General features: G+C 39.4%; 15 protein-coding genes. All 15 read left to right on the top strand.

What is annotated here, in order from left to right; all coding sequences use genetic code 11:
* Window positions 1-106: 106 nt before the first annotated feature.
* The 15 genes from polA (at window position 107) to clpB (ending at window position 16,788) form a co-directional block, all read left to right on the top strand.
* Window positions 107-2,752, top strand: coding sequence for a DNA polymerase I (gene polA / locus QK255_RS05915; protein ID WP_002309058.1), 2,646 nt, complete (start codon window positions 107-109; stop codon window positions 2,750-2,752).
* Window positions 2,753-2,796: 44 nt separating this feature from the next.
* Window positions 2,797-3,633 carry a DNA-formamidopyrimidine glycosylase gene (gene mutM / locus QK255_RS05920; protein ID WP_002291972.1) on the top strand — a complete coding sequence of 279 codons (837 nt, stop codon included), beginning with the start codon at window positions 2,797-2,799 and terminating at the stop codon, window positions 3,631-3,633.
* Window positions 3,597-4,226, top strand: coding sequence for a dephospho-CoA kinase (gene coaE, locus QK255_RS05925; RefSeq protein WP_002291970.1), 630 nt, complete (start codon window positions 3,597-3,599; stop codon window positions 4,224-4,226). Before mutM ends, coaE begins: the two co-directional genes overlap by 37 nt.
* 51 nt (window positions 4,227-4,277) lie before the next feature.
* Window positions 4,278-4,610, top strand: coding sequence for a hypothetical protein (locus QK255_RS05930; protein WP_002291968.1), 333 nt, complete (start codon window positions 4,278-4,280; stop codon window positions 4,608-4,610).
* 313 nt (window positions 4,611-4,923) lie between these two features.
* A complete protein-coding gene (nrdR, locus tag QK255_RS05935; RefSeq protein WP_002291966.1) occupies window positions 4,924-5,427 on the top strand; it encodes a transcriptional regulator NrdR in 504 nt (167 codons plus the stop codon).
* Between the two features lie 22 nt (window positions 5,428-5,449).
* Window positions 5,450-6,823, top strand: coding sequence for a replication initiation and membrane attachment family protein (locus tag QK255_RS05940; protein WP_283341615.1), 1,374 nt, complete (start codon window positions 5,450-5,452; stop codon window positions 6,821-6,823).
* Entirely contained in the window at window positions 6,823-7,749 is a 927-nt protein-coding gene (gene dnaI / locus QK255_RS05945) for a primosomal protein DnaI (RefSeq protein WP_002306563.1), read from the top strand. Before QK255_RS05940 ends, dnaI begins: the two co-directional genes overlap by 1 nt.
* A 128-nt stretch (window positions 7,750-7,877) precedes the next feature.
* The gene (locus QK255_RS05950; RefSeq protein WP_002291962.1) at window positions 7,878-8,318 is read left to right on the top strand and encodes a hypothetical protein; all 441 of its coding nucleotides are present in this window, start codon (window positions 7,878-7,880) and stop codon (window positions 8,316-8,318) included.
* A 142-nt stretch (window positions 8,319-8,460) separates the two neighbouring features.
* Window positions 8,461-9,162, top strand: coding sequence for a tRNA (adenine(22)-N(1))-methyltransferase (locus QK255_RS05955; RefSeq protein WP_002291961.1), 702 nt, complete (start codon window positions 8,461-8,463; stop codon window positions 9,160-9,162).
* On the top strand, window positions 9,159-10,280 hold the full coding sequence (locus QK255_RS05960; RefSeq protein WP_002291959.1) for a Nif3-like dinuclear metal center hexameric protein: 1,122 nt from the start codon (window positions 9,159-9,161) through the stop codon (window positions 10,278-10,280). Before QK255_RS05955 ends, QK255_RS05960 begins: the two co-directional genes overlap by 4 nt.
* A gap of 13 nt (window positions 10,281-10,293) precedes the next feature.
* Window positions 10,294-11,526: a peptidase T gene (gene pepT / locus QK255_RS05965; RefSeq protein WP_002291957.1), complete on the top strand. Its 1,233-nt coding sequence runs from the start codon at window positions 10,294-10,296 to the stop codon at window positions 11,524-11,526.
* 130 nt (window positions 11,527-11,656) lie between these two features.
* Window positions 11,657-12,565 carry a diacylglycerol/lipid kinase family protein gene (locus QK255_RS05970; protein WP_002291955.1) on the top strand — a complete coding sequence of 303 codons (909 nt, stop codon included), beginning with the start codon at window positions 11,657-11,659 and terminating at the stop codon, window positions 12,563-12,565.
* A gap of 34 nt (window positions 12,566-12,599) precedes the next feature.
* Window positions 12,600-12,872 (top strand): DUF1294 domain-containing protein, encoded by a 273-nt coding sequence (locus QK255_RS05975; RefSeq protein ID WP_002340736.1) that lies wholly within the window; start codon window positions 12,600-12,602, stop codon window positions 12,870-12,872.
* 10 nt (window positions 12,873-12,882) lie between these two features.
* Window positions 12,883-13,929: a lysylphosphatidylglycerol synthase transmembrane domain-containing protein gene (locus tag QK255_RS05980; protein WP_002291952.1), complete on the top strand. Its 1,047-nt coding sequence runs from the start codon at window positions 12,883-12,885 to the stop codon at window positions 13,927-13,929.
* 249 nt (window positions 13,930-14,178) lie between these two features.
* Window positions 14,179-16,788, top strand: a complete 2,610-nt coding sequence (clpB, locus tag QK255_RS05985) for an ATP-dependent chaperone ClpB (RefSeq protein WP_002291951.1) — start codon at window positions 14,179-14,181, stop codon at window positions 16,786-16,788.
* Window positions 16,789-16,854 lie beyond the last annotated feature (66 nt).

Here is a 16,854-nt window from a genome sequence, read left to right on the forward strand (position 1 = left end):
GTTGGGGCTATACCAAAATATTTGGTATGGTCCCGCTTTTTCTTTTCGCATTCCGCATGATTCTTTGTTAGAATGAATAAGAACTTTACAGTAAGGAGTTAAGAAGATGACAAAAAATAAATTATTACTCGTTGATGGGAACAGTGTGGCTTTTCGCGCATTCTTTGCGCTGCACAATTCCCTTGAACGTTTCAAAAACAGAAACGGTCTTCATACAAATGCAATCTATGCATTCAATACGATGTTTGAAAATGTTATGCAAAAAGAGCAACCGACGCATGTTCTGGTTGCGTTCGATGCAGGAAAAACGACCTTTCGGACAGAAATGTATGCGGAGTACAAAGGAGGAAGATCTAAAACACCAGGCGAATTCAAAGAACAAATGCCATATATCCGTGATTTGTTGACGGGATTAGGTGTACAGTATTACGAATTGCCCAATTATGAAGCGGATGATATTATCGGTACTTTGGCAGAAAAAGTAGATAAAAATCAATTTGATGTCGTCGTACTTTCCGGTGATCGGGATTTGACTCAATTAGCTAGTAAAGAAGTAAAAGTGGATATCACTGTAAAAGGTGTCAGCGATATCGAAAGTTATACACCAGAACATGTGGCGGAAAAATATGATGGATTGATACCAAAACAGATTATTGACATGAAGGGACTAGCCGGAGATGCCTCTGACAATATCCCAGGTGTGACTAAAATCGGTGAAAAAACAGCTATCAAGCTATTGAAACAATATGGCTCAGTCGAAGGAATCTATGAGCATATTGATGAAATGAAGCAAAGCAAAATGAAAGAAAATCTGATAAATGACAAAGAGCAAGCGTTCTTATCGAAGAAATTGGCGACCATCAATACTTCAGCCCCTGTGGAGGTCTCTATCGACTCATTGAAGTATGAAGGGAAAAATCTCGATAAACTCGTTCCATTTTATAAAGAAATGGATTTCAATCAGTTCCTTTCTAAACTGAATATCGTTGAAGAAGAAGTAAAAATGGATGATATTTTATTTGAAGTCGTGCATGAATTTAAAGAGGAAATGTTTACTACGGATATGGCACTGTACGTGGAAATGATGGGCGACAATTACCATACAGAGGAAATCGTCGGAGTAGCGTGGGGGACAGAAAAGAAAATCTATGTCACAAATGATCTGTCTGTATTCGAAAACCAAGCGTTCCATTCTTGGATCACTGATCCGAACCGATTGAAAAAAGTATATGATGCGAAACGAACTTATGTTGCTTTAAATCGCTATACTGGAAAAACGAAAGGAATCGATTTTGATGTCTTGCTAGGTGCATACCTTCTCGATACGAATGAAAAAAGCACAGATATCGAAGGAATAGCTGCACATTACGGATACAACGATATCCAATCAGATGAAACTGTATACGGCAAAGGGGCGAAAAAAGGTTTACCAGAAGAAGAGGAACTCTTTTTTGCTCATTTAGCGCGAAAAGTAGCTGCAATCAATGCGTTAACACCAAAATTGAGCCAAGAACTGGCAGATAAAAACCAAGAAGATCTTTTCCGGAAAATGGAACTGCCATTGTCTATCATTTTGGCAGAGATGGAAATAAGCGGGATCAAAGTAGATGCGACTCGCTTACAAGAAATGAAGGGCGAGTTTTCTGCTCGCTTAAGAGAGATCGAACAAAAAATCTACGAAGAAGCCGGCGAAGAATTCAATTTGAATTCACCAAAGCAATTAGGAGTGATCTTATTTGAAAAAATGGGATTACCCGTTATCAAAAAAACAAAAACTGGGTACTCCACAGCCGTAGATGTACTGGAACAGCTTCGTGAACAAGCACCAATCGTAGAGGATATCCTAACCTATCGTCAAATCGCAAAAATTCAATCTACCTATGTCGAGGGACTGCTGAAAGTGATCCAATCAGATGGAAAAGTGCATACCCGTTATGTCCAGACATTGACCCAAACAGGACGATTAAGCTCTGTTGATCCTAATTTGCAGAACATCCCGATTCGATTAGATGAAGGGAGAAAGATACGTCAGGCATTTGTTCCGAGAGAAAAAGACTGGTTGATTTATTCTTCTGACTATTCACAAATCGAGTTACGCGTACTTGCGCATATCTCAAATGATGAACATTTGAAAGCTGCCTTCCTAGAAGGTCAAGATATCCATGCCAGCACAGCGATGCGCGTATTTGGAATCGAAAAGGCAGAGGATGTCACACCAAATATGCGTCGGCAGGCAAAAGCAGTGAATTTTGGTATCGTGTATGGCATCTCTGATTACGGACTTTCACAAAATTTAGGCATCAGCCGAAAAGCAGCACAGCAATACATCGATACGTACTTTGAAAAATACCCAGGTGTCAAAGAATATATGGAAAGAATCGTACGCGAAGCAAAAGATCAAGGCTACGTCGAAACGCTGTATCACCGCCGACGATATTTGCCAGACATCAATTCAAGAAATTACAATATCCGTTCTTTTGCGGAACGAACAGCTATCAATACACCAATTCAAGGAAGTGCTGCTGATATTTTGAAAATCGCGATGATTGAATTGGATAAACGATTAAAAGAAACAGGTCTTCAAGCTACGATGCTGTTACAAGTTCATGATGAACTTGTCTTCGAGGTACCTGAAAAAGAACTTGAATCATTAGATAAATTGGTGAAGGAAGTTATGGAACAAGCTGTTTCTCTCCATGTACCACTGATCACTGACAGCAGTTGGGGAAAAACGTGGTACGAAGCAAAATAAACATTGTTTAAGACAGAGCAATATAATGAAGGTGAAAAGAAAAAATGCCAGAATTACCAGAAGTAGAAACCGTTCGTAAAGGATTGGAACGGTTAGTAGTAGGAAAAACGATTCAGAAAGTGCAGGTCTTGTGGCCCAAGATCATTGAGCAACCAGAGACGCCCATCTTTGAGGCTTCTCTTGTTGGCGAAACCATCCAATCCATTGGACGTAGAGGGAAGTTTTTGATTTTTCATCTCGATCATTATGAACTGATCTCACACTTGCGAATGGAAGGAAAATATCAATTTACGAAAGAAAATACACCAATCGATAAACATACGCATGTACTTTTCTTTTTTGAGGACGGGAGCCAACTTCGCTACAACGATGTACGAAAATTTGGTCGTATGACAATTGTCGAAAAAGGAGCAAGTGCAACTTACCGAGGAATCATGAAATTAGGACCTGAGCCATTGCCTGACAGCTTTTTATTAGCAGATTTTGCAGCTGGACTGAAAAAATCGCACAAAGCAATCAAGCCTTTACTGCTAGATCAACGTCTAGTAACGGGACTAGGTAATATTTATGTAGACGAAGCATTATGGGAAGCGAAGATTCATCCAGAACAACCGGCGAATACATTACGTCCAAAAGAGATAGAACAATTACGTCTATCGATCATTGATGTTTTGAATCGTGCAATAGAAGCCGGAGGTACCACGATTCGCAGCTATTTGAATGCATTAGGAGAATCAGGCGGATTCCAAGTCGCACTGCATGTCTATCAGCAAACTGGCAAACCATGTATACGTTGTGGGACACCGATCGTGAAAATAAAAGTGGCACAAAGGGGGACTCACTATTGTCCGAATTGTCAAAGGCTGAAAATCGAAAAGTAGGCTTTGTTTTAGGTTTGACGGGCGGAATAGCTACTGGCAAAAGTACGGCAGCCAAAGTCTTTCAGTCTCATGGATTTCCTTTGATCGATGGTGACGTGATTGCTAGAGAAACTGTTGAGCCTGGAACGCTTGCTCTGAGGAAGGTTGTGTCCGTGTTTGGCCAAGAGATATTGCAGTCTGATGGTCAGCTAGATCGAGGGAAACTTGGGATGATTGTTTTTCCATCAAAGGAGAAACGACAAAAACTTGATCAGCTATTAGATCCGTTTATCCGAAAAGCGATAAAAGATCAAATCGCCTATCTAAGTTCCCATCATCCTTTAGTAATTGTAGATATCCCATTGCTCTATGAAGGTCATTATGACCACTATATGGATGCAGTAGCTGTCGTTTATACCACGCCAGATATTCAACTCAGACGCTTGATGAAACGTAATCAACTAACACTAGAACAAGCACAGCAGAGAATTAGCAGTCAACTTCCAATCGAAGAAAAAAAGCAGCGTGCGGATATTTTGTTTGACAACAACGGAACAAAAGAGGAACTTGTGGAACAAATCGAAAATTGGCTTTCAGCTAATCGCTTTCTTTGAGTATCTGTGTCAAGTTTGCTATCCTGAGTATATAGAAAGCGAGGGATAGCGATGGGATCATTTAAAAACCAAAAGGATAAAGTCGTAGGTAACGCAAAAGAAAAAATCGGCGAAATACTCAATAAAGAAAATCTAATCGATGAAGGTCGTACGCAATCAGAAACAGCAGAAGAGAAAGAAAAGCAGTACCAAGCAAGAATCGATGAAATAGAAGACCAGCAGGCAGAAAAAGAAGCGAAACAGCAAGATTTGACTCAAGAACGAAAAAATCCGGTACCTGATCGTAGTAAGACACCGCTCCCAGAAAGTGAACACATTCCTGATGAACAAAAAATCGAGGAACAACGAATGAAACACTATACAGGAATCGAAGAGAAGTTATAAAACAATAAGAAATAGAGATGTGACTTGAAGCAGATGATAAGATGTTCATCTGCTTCAAGTTTTTTGTGCTAGCCGACTAAATCAGCTTTTGGGCGAGTCATTTCTCAGCAATCAAGGTCATCAGTACTGGAAAATTAAAATTGAATTAGGACAGGGGACATAATTACGCATGAAAATAGAAAAAATTGTTCTTATATCCGTGTTTTTTTGGGTAGGACAGTCGCGTTTGTGATTTGTTTCGTGTTATAATACAACTAGTTGTAAAGAAAGACACATCCTTTATATAAAAATGCGATGCAAGAGGTGAGACAAAATGAGATGTCCCAGATGTCAACATAATAATTCACGAGTAATCGACAGCCGTCAAGCAGATGATGGACGTGCGATCCGTCGCCGTCGCGAATGTGAGAATTGTTCGTTCCGATTCACTACTTTTGAACGAATTGAAGCTGCTCCGTTATTAGTCATCAAGAAAAACGGGGAACGCGAAGAATTCAATCGCGATAAAATTTTAAGAGGACTCATCCGCTCAGCAGAAAAAAGACCTGTAGCTATGGAGCAAATGGAACAAATCGTCAACCATGTCGAAAACCGCGTACGCAGTCTTGGGGAAAACGAAGTATCAACGAATCTGATTGGTGAATATGTGATGGAGGATTTAGTCGATTTAGATGAAATCGCGTATATCCGTTTTGCCAGTGTTTATCGCCAGTTCAAAGATATGTCTGTTTTCTTAAAAGAGCTGCAAGATATCGTGGATAAAGCAAAAGAAAATAATAAAGAGAATAATAAAGAGAATAATAAAGAAAACAATTAAGAAACAAAAAGGAGGCATTTCCTTGGAAAATGCTTGGAAAGAGCTTCAACCAAAAAATATTTACCAAGGAAGAAAAGAAGCTCCGCTGAGGGAAGACAGCAAGAACGCGTTGCTGTATCTTTATCAGCCACTGATCGGCGGAGAAGCCTTGAGTATCTATTTCACTCTGTTATCAGAGATCTCGCAAGAATCTGGTGAAGGTCCTGAAGGGATACATGCAGATTTACTCAGTAGTCTAGGCTGCGGGATCCCTCAATTTTATGATGCAAGAAAAAAGCTGGAAGGAATCGGCTTACTGGATGTTTATTTTAAAGAAGATAGCGATCTGGGGCCTCGTTTTATTTATGAGTTGTTAGAGCCACTCATTCCTAAAGCATTTTTCAAAGATTCTGTTCTGGCATTTCTTCTTTTGGAAAAAGTTGGTGAACGACGATTCCAGAAGCTTACCCAGTTGTTTGAACCTAAAAGGCATACAACAGAGGGATATCAAAAAATCACAAAAAAATTTTTAGATGTTTATCGCTTCAATGAAGCAGTATACGCTGCTAATCAAGAAAACATCGAATCACTGAATAAATCTTTTGAAGAATCTGAGCCAGTAGCATTACTTGAAACAGATTCGACATTCGATTGGCAATTTTTGAATGATTGGCTGGCAAAAAAACATATGACTGTTCTTGATGATTCAATCATCAAACAAGTCGACATGTATCATCAGCTTTATGGATTCGATGAACTAACTCTTGGTGAACTCATCAGTCAATCTTATGATTTTAGTGAACAAAAAGTATCCATGAAGGAGCTGCAAAAAGCTGTTTTGGCAATGCAAAGACGACCAGTGAAGCAAATAAAGGAAACAGTAGCTGTTGCTGAAAACAGCAATGAATCTCCGACGAACGAACATTTGACAAATGCAGCGCTTCAGTTGATAAAAGAAGCACAGAGCATTCCGCCGATGAAATATCTGGAAGCAATCAAGTCAGAAAAAGGCGGATATGTTTCTAAACAAGAAACTTGGTTACTGCAAGACCTTGTTTCTCAATCAGGTCTTTCCAGCAGTGTGATCAATGTTTTGCTGAATTATGTATTGGTGATCAAAAATAATGCTAGCTTAAATGCTAGTTATGTGAATACAGTGGCAAATGAATGGGCACAAAAGAAAATCGCCACAGCAGAAGAAGCGATTCAGCATATTCGGCAAATAAGCAATCAAGCAAAACAATCAAAACAAAAAAAGCAAACAAATTATCCAAACGGCAAGCGAAATGTTCGGCGGGAAAAGCTTCCTGATTGGGTCAACCAGCCAAAAGATGAAAAACAGATCAGTAGTGAGAAAAAAGCAGAGATTGACCGCCGTTTTAAAGAATACCTGGCGAAAAAGGAGGGTGACATCTAATGGAAGACGTAGGCAAAGAATTGAAGAGGATCATCAGCAAACGTAATTATCAAGAAAAATATGCTGAAATGATTGCTGACGTCCTAAATGATACGGATGTTCAAGCTTTTCTAAGTGCACACCAAGAAGAACTGACACAAGCGGATATTGAAAAAAGCTACGCCAAATTGTATGAGTTCGTGCAAGAAAAGCGTAAATATCAAAAAAACGATCCAACGATGATCGCTCCAGGATACGAGCCGAAGTTGACGTTGAATTTTCATTATGTGGATGTCACTTATGTACCAACAGAAGCATTGTTAGCTCGGCAAAGACAAGAAGAAATTAGAAGCCGAGTAAAAGCAATGGATATGCCAAAAGATATTCAATCAGCATCTTTTGAAAACTTTGAGCGTACAGATGGACGAGGATATGCAAGCTTGGAAGCCCTAGATTTCGTAGAGAAATATACTGCAGATCCAAAAGGGTATCATAAAGGTCTTTATTTGGTGGGGAGTTTTGGTATTGGAAAAACATACTTATTAGGAGCAACAGCGAGAGAACTAGCGATTGCTGGATTCACCACGACATTAGTCCACTTTCCGACGTTTGCCGTTGAGATGAAACAGGCAATCGGAAAAGATCAAGTGGCAGAAAAGCTAGATGCAGTGAAGCGTTCCCCCATTTTAATGATTGACGATATTGGTGCAGACGCGATGAGCAGTTGGATACGGGATGAAGTATTTGGCGTCATCCTTCAATATCGGATGCAGGAACAGCTACCGACCTTCTTCTCATCAAATTTCACAATGGATGAATTGGAACAGCATTTGTCCGTCACTCAACGTGGAGATGAAGAGCCGCTGAAAGCAAAACGCATAATGGAACGCATACGTTATTTGACAAAAGAAATCGAAATGACTGGTCGCAACCGCCGCAATGGTTGAACAGTTGATAAGTCCAACTGATATTTGACCAAGGAGTAAAAGCAGGTCAGCGAATCTTTACATGGACAGAAATGACCGGAGACAATCACCGCAACAAGTAATGCAAAAACTTAAACGGAGGATTTTTTATGAGGGCTATTTTTTCTAGTATATATGTAGTTGGTCTATTTTTTATTTTAGCAGGATGCGGTAGTGCAGACAGCAACACAGGTTCTCTTGATTCGATTGATGCGGGTCAAACAATAAAAACAAGCAGTACGAAAACGGAGGGACAAAGCATATTTGTAGGAACGATTGAAAGCATCACTCAAGTAGAAGCGGAAGAAGAAACGATTCAACTGAAACTCGTCGATGTCATGGCCAAAGAAGATCCAGCGAATATGGGGACATCATTCAGCAATGACGGAGTGATTTTGAATGCTACTGCTGAAAAAATAAGCGTGGACATAGATGAACTGAAAATCGGTGACAAAGTCCAATTTACATTAGTTGAGATGCCGATCATGACGATGTCTATCCCACCACAAGTGCCTGGAGATTCGATCATTGATATTTCATTGAACAAATAATTAACAACATTTTTCAAAAATAAGAAAATGTTGTTTTATAGAACAAAAAGGTATAATTTTTAAGGAGATCTGGGAATTTTTTTATTCCTAGTCTCCTTATTTTATATGGAAAATGCTATAATTACCTAGAAGGAGTGAAGCTATGAACCATTTAGATTTATCTCAGCGCTTAGCGGCAGTTGGTGAATTTGTTCCTGAATCTGCTCGTTTAGCAGACATTGGATCAGATCACGCATACTTACCTGTTGCATTGATGCTAAAAGGAAAAATCAAATATGCAGTTGCAGGTGAAGTCGTTCAAGGTCCTTATGAATCAGCACGTAAGCAAGTCCAAAAAGATGGATTGGAAGACCGTATCACTGTACGTCTTGCAAATGGTCTAGATGCGATCCAACCGCAAGATGCTATAACGGCTGTCACGATCGCGGGTATGGGAGGTTCGCTGATCCGAGAGATCCTAGAAGCTGGCAAGTTGCATCAACGCCTAAGTGGACAAGAACGTTTGATCCTTCAGCCAAATATCGGAGAGCGTACGTTACGATCATGGCTGCAAGAAAATCAATACAAAATCCAATCAGAAAAAATACTTGAAGAAAACAAAAAAATATATGAAATTATTGTAGCCGAAAAAGAACAAAAACCAGTTACTTACAACGAAATGGAGCTGATGTTCGGACCATTTCTGCTCGAAGAGAAAAGTGAGATCTTCAAATCAAAATGGACAAGAGAGCTTCAACAAAGAAAAGCTATCCGTGAACAGCTCAAACAAGCAGCTAATCAAGAGACACGTCAAAAACAAATCGAACAGGAAATCCAAATGATTGAGGAGGTTTTAGAGATATGACAATAAGCGGACGTACCTTCATCCAAAAGTTTGAGAGCTATTGTCCTCAATGGCTAGCTGAAGAAGGAGACCCAGTCGGACTGCATATTGGAACATTAGATAAACCGATTCAACGGGTAATGATGACATTAGATGTTCGCCCAGAAGTGGTCGAAGAAGCAATCGAGAAAAAAATCGATCTGCTGATTGCTAAACATCCCCCAATCTTTCGCCCTGTAAAACGGCTGACTACTGATCAGCCGCAAGAAAAAATGTATGCAGATCTGTTGAAACATGATATTGCCGTTTATGCGGCACACACGAATATGGATATTATTTGGGACGGACTGAATGACTGGTTTTGCGAACTGCTTGGTATTGAAGTGGAGAGTTATTTAGTGAAGACTCATGAAATCCATTATAAAAAACTGGCGGTTTATGTACCTGTGGATCATGCACAGAAAATGCGGGAAGCATTAGCTGCAGCTGGTGCTGGTACGCAAGGCGATTATACCGGTACAAGTTTTACCTCGATTGGACACGGTCGATTTACTCCGAATGTTGGTGCACAACCAGCGATTGGGAAAGTAGGGAAGGCAGAACAAGTCCAAGAAGCAAAAGTCGAGGTTATTTTGCCCGAAACAATCGAAAAACAAGGGATTGATGCCATGCAATCGGTTCATCCTTATGAAGAACCTGCGTACGATCTTTTCGCAATTGATGAACCAGTCGAAAAGTTTGGGCTAGGTCGAATAGGTGAATTACCGCAAGAAATCCCCTTAGAAACATTTGTGGAACAAGTAAAAAAAGTTTTCCAATTAGAAGGACTGAGAATCGTTCAGCCTCAAAAAACAAAATCATCCATCAAGCGTATTGCGATTTGCGGTGGAAGCGGCGAAAAATTTTATCCGCAAGCAATCGCTCAAAGAGCAGACGTCTATATCACCGGAGACATCTATTATCATACGGCTCATGATATGCAAAGCGCCGGGTTGATTGCAATTGATCCCGGACATTATATTGAATCGTTATGTAAGGAACGGTTCATCGAGAAATTTGAGACTTGGAAACAAGAAGAAAATTGGGATATTGACTTTTTCGTTTCTGAAACGAATACAAACCCATTTCAATTTAATTAAAGGAGAGAATACTATGTACGAAAATCTTTTGCCACGTTTTTTACGGTATGTCAAAACAGAAACACGCTCCGATGCAACAAGCAAAACGACCCCATCGACTCAGACACAAGTTGCTTTTGCACAAGAATTGAAAAAAGAATTAGAAGAGTTAGGTTTATCAGATGTTTTCTATAATGAAGACAATGGATTCGTTATGGGAACATTACCAAGCAATGTCGATCATGAAGTGCGTTCCATTGGATTTATTTCCCACATGGATACAGCAGACTTTAATGCAGTAGGAGTCAATCCACAAATCATTGAAAACTATGATGGAGAGTCTACGATCGTACTAGATGCGGAAGAACGTTACACGTTGAATACAAAAGATTTCCCAAATTTGAAAAATTATGAAGGCCACACGTTGATCACTACAGATGGCAGTACTTTACTGGGAGCAGATGACAAATCAGGGATTGCGGAAATCATGACTGCAATGGAGATCTTGATCAATAATCCTTCTATCCCTCATGGTACCATCAAAGTAGCTTTTGGACCTGATGAAGAAATCGGTGTCGGAGCGGATAAATTCGATGTTGAGCAATTCAATGTGGATTTTGCTTATACAGTCGACGGCGGTCCTTTAGGTGAATTGCAGTATGAAACATTCAGCGCTGCTCAAGCAAATATCACGATCCAAGGGAAAAATGTACATCCAGGGACGGCAAAAGATACGATGATCAATGCTTTACAGCTGGCCATTGATTTTCATAATCAGCTTCCAGCCGATGAAGTTCCAGAAAAAACAGAAGGATACGAAGGTTTCTTCCATTTGATGGCATTGAATGGGAATCCTGAAGAAGCTTCTATGAGTTATATCATTCGCGATCATGATCGTGAAAAATTCGAAGCACGCAAAGCACAAATCACACATATCCAAGAAGAATTGAATCAACGATTTGATCAAGAACGAATCAAAGTAGATATGTATGATCAATATTACAACATGAAAGAAATCATCGAAAAAGATATGAGCATCGTGGAATTAGCGAAACAAGCAATGATCGAGCTTGGGATCTCTCCAGTGATCGAACCAGTCCGCGGAGGAACAGATGGTTCAAAAATCTCTTACATGGGTATTCCGACGCCAAATCTATTTGCCGGAGGAGAAAATATGCACGGTCGATTCGAATTTGTTTCTTTACAAGTAATGGAAAAAGCAACAGATGTGATTGTTAAAATTGCAGAATTGAACACAAAGAGTTAAAATCGAAAAAGAACAGCTTATGACAAGGCGTTCGTCCGATGATGGAATGTCATCTGTCTAAGGCTAAAGGGCAGGACAATGGAATGGATTGTCCCGCCCTCTTTTTTGAAGAGTAAATAGGAGGTAAAGAATGAAAAAGCTGCTAGTTTTTTATAACAAAAGTTCAGGGAAAGATGAGGGGGAGAAATTAGCACGCTGGTTTCAAGATTATGTAAAAGAAAAGCAACCAGAATTATTTGTAGATTTAGCTGAAACTGGCCCGTCAATTGACCATGCGGATTTAGTCAAGAAAGCAGAAGCTATAGGAGCCGATACTCTAGTGATCATAGGAGGGGACGGAACGATCCATCATATCGTCCAAGCGTTCCAGCAAACGTTATCTCAGTATCATATCGGATTACTTCCAGGTGGAACAGTCAATAATCTCGCACGTGTCCTTGAGATTCCATTGAAGAAAGAAGAGGCTGCTGACGTGATTCTAGAAGGAAATGTCCGAAAAATAGACTATGGCCAAGTCAATGATGCAGTCATTATCTCTACACTGACAATCGGTATCTTAGCCGATACAGCAGTTTGGATCAGTCAAGAAGAAAAACAGCGTTATGGCTCGTGGATTTTTATCAAGAAATTCTTTAAGTTATTGCTGAAGAAGAAAAAATATCATTTGGATTTAGAAACAGACGAGGAGCATTGGAAAGGAAAATCTCAGTTATTGACAGTCACGATGTCTAACTCCGTGGGCGGATTTACAAATTTCGACGATTCAGCGACCCCAGATGATGGAAAATTCCATGTAACGATCGTACCTTCCTTAGATATTTTCCGATTTATTTTTTATTTGCCTAGAATCATGAGAGGAAAATTCTATACGATACCTGGCATCACTTATTTCACAGCCAAACGCATGAAAATCAAAGCAAAGGAAAAATCTGTTGGCACTCGGACAGATGGAGACACGACAGATGATCTTCCAGTTGAATTATCTGTTGTATCAAAAGGATTAGCAGTTTATTCACCAAAAAAAGAAGAACAAGCTTAGAAATAGTAGTTAATAGAAAGTTGGAAGAAGAATAATGGATGTATTGTTGCACAATCCTTTGTGGTTTTATCTATTCATTGTAAATTTTTATTTATTTTGTCTGATGGGATATGATAAACATCAGGCTCGAACTGGCGGCTGGCGTGTACCTGAAAATAACTTGATATTTGTCAGTTTGTTAGGCGGTGGTTTGGGAGGATTGATTTCTCGGAAAGTTTTTCATCATAAAACAAGGAAAAAGAAGTTTACCGTAGGATTCACTGCGGGTGTGCTTGTTGATTTGATTCTCATTTATTTTTTCCATTAAGGAGCAGGAGATGTCATCTAAAGGAACAAAAATTAAAATCATTCTGAATCTGCTTTTGCTGATTGCGATTTTTGCTATTATTTATTATTTAATCAATCAATCATTTGCAGATATCTTTACCGAATTAATGTCTACCAGTGTTGTCGTTTTGGCAGCCACTGTTATATTAGGGACAGTTTACCAAATCGCTGAAGGGCGTTCGATCAAAGAGATTGCTGAACCTTTCGCGCCGAATTTTACAACGAAAGATGGGTTCTTGACCTCTAGCTATATTGCGTTTTACCGAATCGTTTCGTTTGGTACAGGAACATTGATCTCGGAAATTTATTTTTATAATAAAAAAGGAATGAAACTGTCTCAGGGAGCAGGAGTGACAGCACTCCATATGATCATGTACAAACTTGCAGTGATTACCTATGCGTTAGCTGGCTTGCTCATCCAATTCTCTCTTTTTTATTCTAATAGTCCGTCAATGATCTGGTTTATTATTGCTGGAATTCTTTTGACGATCGTGATTGTTGCCTTTTTATTGGTAATGTCCATCAGTCTGAATGTCCAAATATTTTTTGTCAGCTTATCGAATAAGTTATTTAAGAGTGAGCGTTTGCGAAAATGGGTGGATACATGTAATCAGCAGATCTACTCTTTAAGGGAAACGGTCCAAACCATTATCCAAGACAGGACTGCGCTATTGCGTATTTATCTATGGAATATGTTGAAACTTGTATTTTGGTATGTACTTCCCTATTTGATTCTGATTGAAAACCATCCTAAAATAGATTTTCTACTGACCATTTCGTTTATCAGCTTTGCAGTAGTGCTTTCAGGGGTTATTCCTACGCCAGCTGGTATTGGCTCCTTTGAATTTGTCTACTTGTTATTGTTTAGACCAGTTGTCGGAACAGTTGACGCAGTTTCTTCGCTTTTGTTGTATCGTTTCAGTTCCTTTATCTTGCCATTTCTCTATGGATTTGTGTATGTGATTGCTGAACGGCGAAGAGTGATCAAAGAAGAAATAATAGAAGTAAAAAAAGAGAATAAAGAAAATCAAGGGTAGGTCTTTTATAAGATCTACCCTTTTTATCAAATCAAAGAAAAACGTTATGGGTAAGATAATTTTACGTTTGTTTTGCTCTTTTTTTGTATGTATACAATCAATTTTGTTTTTTTAAGATTTATATAAGACGAGAAAAAAAGTCAAAAAAACATGTGTATATTTTGACCAAAATTGACCAAAGAGATATAATAGTTTGTGTAAAGATCAAAGAAATAAGTGATCTTACCTTTAATTAGGAGGTATACCTGTATGAATATTGAGAAAATGACTACGACGCTTCAAGAAGCGATTGCTGAAGCTCAACAGATTGCGGTCACTCGAAAACACCAAGATATCGACATTGCCCATGTATGGAAAATCTTTTTACAACCTAATCATTTTGGTCGAAATTTCTATACGGATGCCGGATTGGATGTCGAATCTTTTGAACATGAAATCGATCGTCTACTGGATGAGTATCCAGTTGTTTCTGGTGGAAACGTCCAATATGGACAAAACCTCAGCCAGAATTTCTTTCGATTATTGAATGAAGCAGACCAAATACGTGAAAGCTTCGGCGACGAGTTTCTTTCAACGGAAGTCGTTATTTTAGCGTTGATGAAATTAAAAAATTATCCGTTAACTGTTTATTTGAATAAAAACGGATTATCTGAAAAAGAATTGCGTAAAAACATCGAAGAGATGAGAGGAGGAGAAAGGGTGACCTCGCAAAACCAAGAAGAACAATACAAAGCATTAGAAAAATACGGCGTTGATTTAGTACAGCAAGTCAAAAGTGGAAAAATGGATCCAATCATCGGTCGTGATGAAGAAATCCGTGATGTCATCCGTATTCTTTCACGAAAAACAAAAAATAATCCTGTTCTGATAGGAGAACCAGGTGTAGGTAAAACGGCGATCGTTGAAGGACTTGCTCAACGTATCGTACGCAAAGATGTGCCTGAAAATTTAAAAGATAAAACGATTTTTTCATTAGATATGGGTGCATTGATCGCTGGAGCAAAATTCCGCGGTGAATTTGAAGAAAGACTAAAAGCGGTCTTGAAAGAAGTCAAAAAAAGTGATGGGCGGATCCTCTTGTTCATTGATGAAATTCACAATATCGTAGGAGCAGGAAAAACAGAAGGAAGTATGGATGCCGGAAATCTGTTGAAACCAATGCTTGCTCGCGGTGAATTACATTTGATCGGTGCCACAACTTTAGATGAATACCGTCAATATATGGAAAAAGACAAAGCGTTGGAACGTCGCTTTCAAAAGGTATTAGTCAAAGAACCAACAGTGGAAGATACGATCAGTATTCTGCGTGGATTAAAAGAACGTTTTGAGATCCACCATGGTGTTAACATCCATGACAACGCACTGGTCGCAGCAGCTACTTTATCTGACCGTTATATTACTGATCGATTCTTACCAGACAAAGCAATCGATTTGATCGATGAAGCCAGTGCAACGATTCGGGTAGAAATGAACTCTATGCCAACGGAATTAGATCAAGTGACCAGACGTTTGATGCAGTTGGAAATCGAAGAAGCTGCACTGAAAAAAGAATCAGATGATGCAAGTAAAAAACGACTGAAAAATTTGCAAGAAGAATTAGCTGAACTTCGTGAAGAAGCAAATGCAATGAAGATGCAGTGGGAAACAGAAAAAGAAGAGGTCAATTCTGTTTCAGCAAAACGTGCTGAAATCGATAAAGCAAAACACGAATTAGAAGATGCAGAAAATAACTATGATCTGGAACGCGCTGCTGTATTGCGCCATGGTACGATACCTCAATTAGAAAAAGAATTGAAGGAACTAGAAACCAAAGCAAAAGACAGCGAGATCAAGATGGTTCAAGAGTCCGTTACCGAAAATGAAATTGCTCAAGTCGTTGGCAGATTAACGGGTATCCCCGTAACGAAACTTGTAGAAGGCGAACGAGAAAAACTGATTAAATTGAATGAAACGCTTCACAAACGAGTGATTGGTCAAGATGAAGCAGTTGATGCGGTCAGTGACGCGGTGATTCGTTCACGGGCTGGATTGCAAGACCCAAATCGTCCTCTAGGTTCTTTCCTTTTCCTAGGACCAACTGGTGTCGGAAAAACCGAATTAGCGAAAGCTTTAGCTGAGAACTTGTTTGACTCAGAAGATCATATGGTACGGATCGATATGAGTGAATATATGGAAAAACATGCTGTGTCTCGTCTAGTCGGAGCTCCTCCAGGCTATGTAGGTTACGAAGAAGGTGGACAATTAACGGAAGCTGTCAGACGAAATCCTTATACAATCGTCTTGTTGGATGAAATCGAAAAAGCGCATCCCGATGTCTTCAATATCTTGTTACAAGTCCTAGATGACGGACGCCTAACCGATTCAAAAGGGCGAGTAGTTGATTTCAAAAATACGGTTCTGATCATGACTAGCAATATCGGTTCACAGTTACTGTTGGAAGGTGTGACTGCTGATGGAACGATTCCAGAAGCAGTGGCTGAACAAGTCAACACGCTATTACGTGGAAACTTCAAACCAGAATTCTTGAACCGAATCGACGACACGATTTTATTTACACCATTGAGCCTAGACAACGTGAAAGGAATCGTTGACAAAATGGTGGCGCAATTGGCACAACGTCTGGAACATCAAGAAATCCTACTAACAATCAGTGATGAAGCCAAAACGTGGATCGCTGAAAATGCTTATGAACCAGCATATGGTGCCAGACCATTGAAACGATTTATCACTAAGGAAGTAGAAACACCATTAGCTAAAGAAATCGTTGCAGGGCATGTTATGCCTAAATCAAAAGTAACGATTACTTTACTTGATGGACAACTTCATTTCAAAACAGAAGAGCTAGAAGAAATCGTCTAATCTTCCATTGAGACTATAAAAGAAAAAGGGGTCTGACACAACTACTGTCAGACCTCCTTTTTTTCA

Source organism: Enterococcus sp. ZQ21 (genome assembly GCF_030053755.1).
Classification (GTDB): domain Bacteria; phylum Bacillota; class Bacilli; order Lactobacillales; family Enterococcaceae; genus Enterococcus_B; species Enterococcus_B lactis.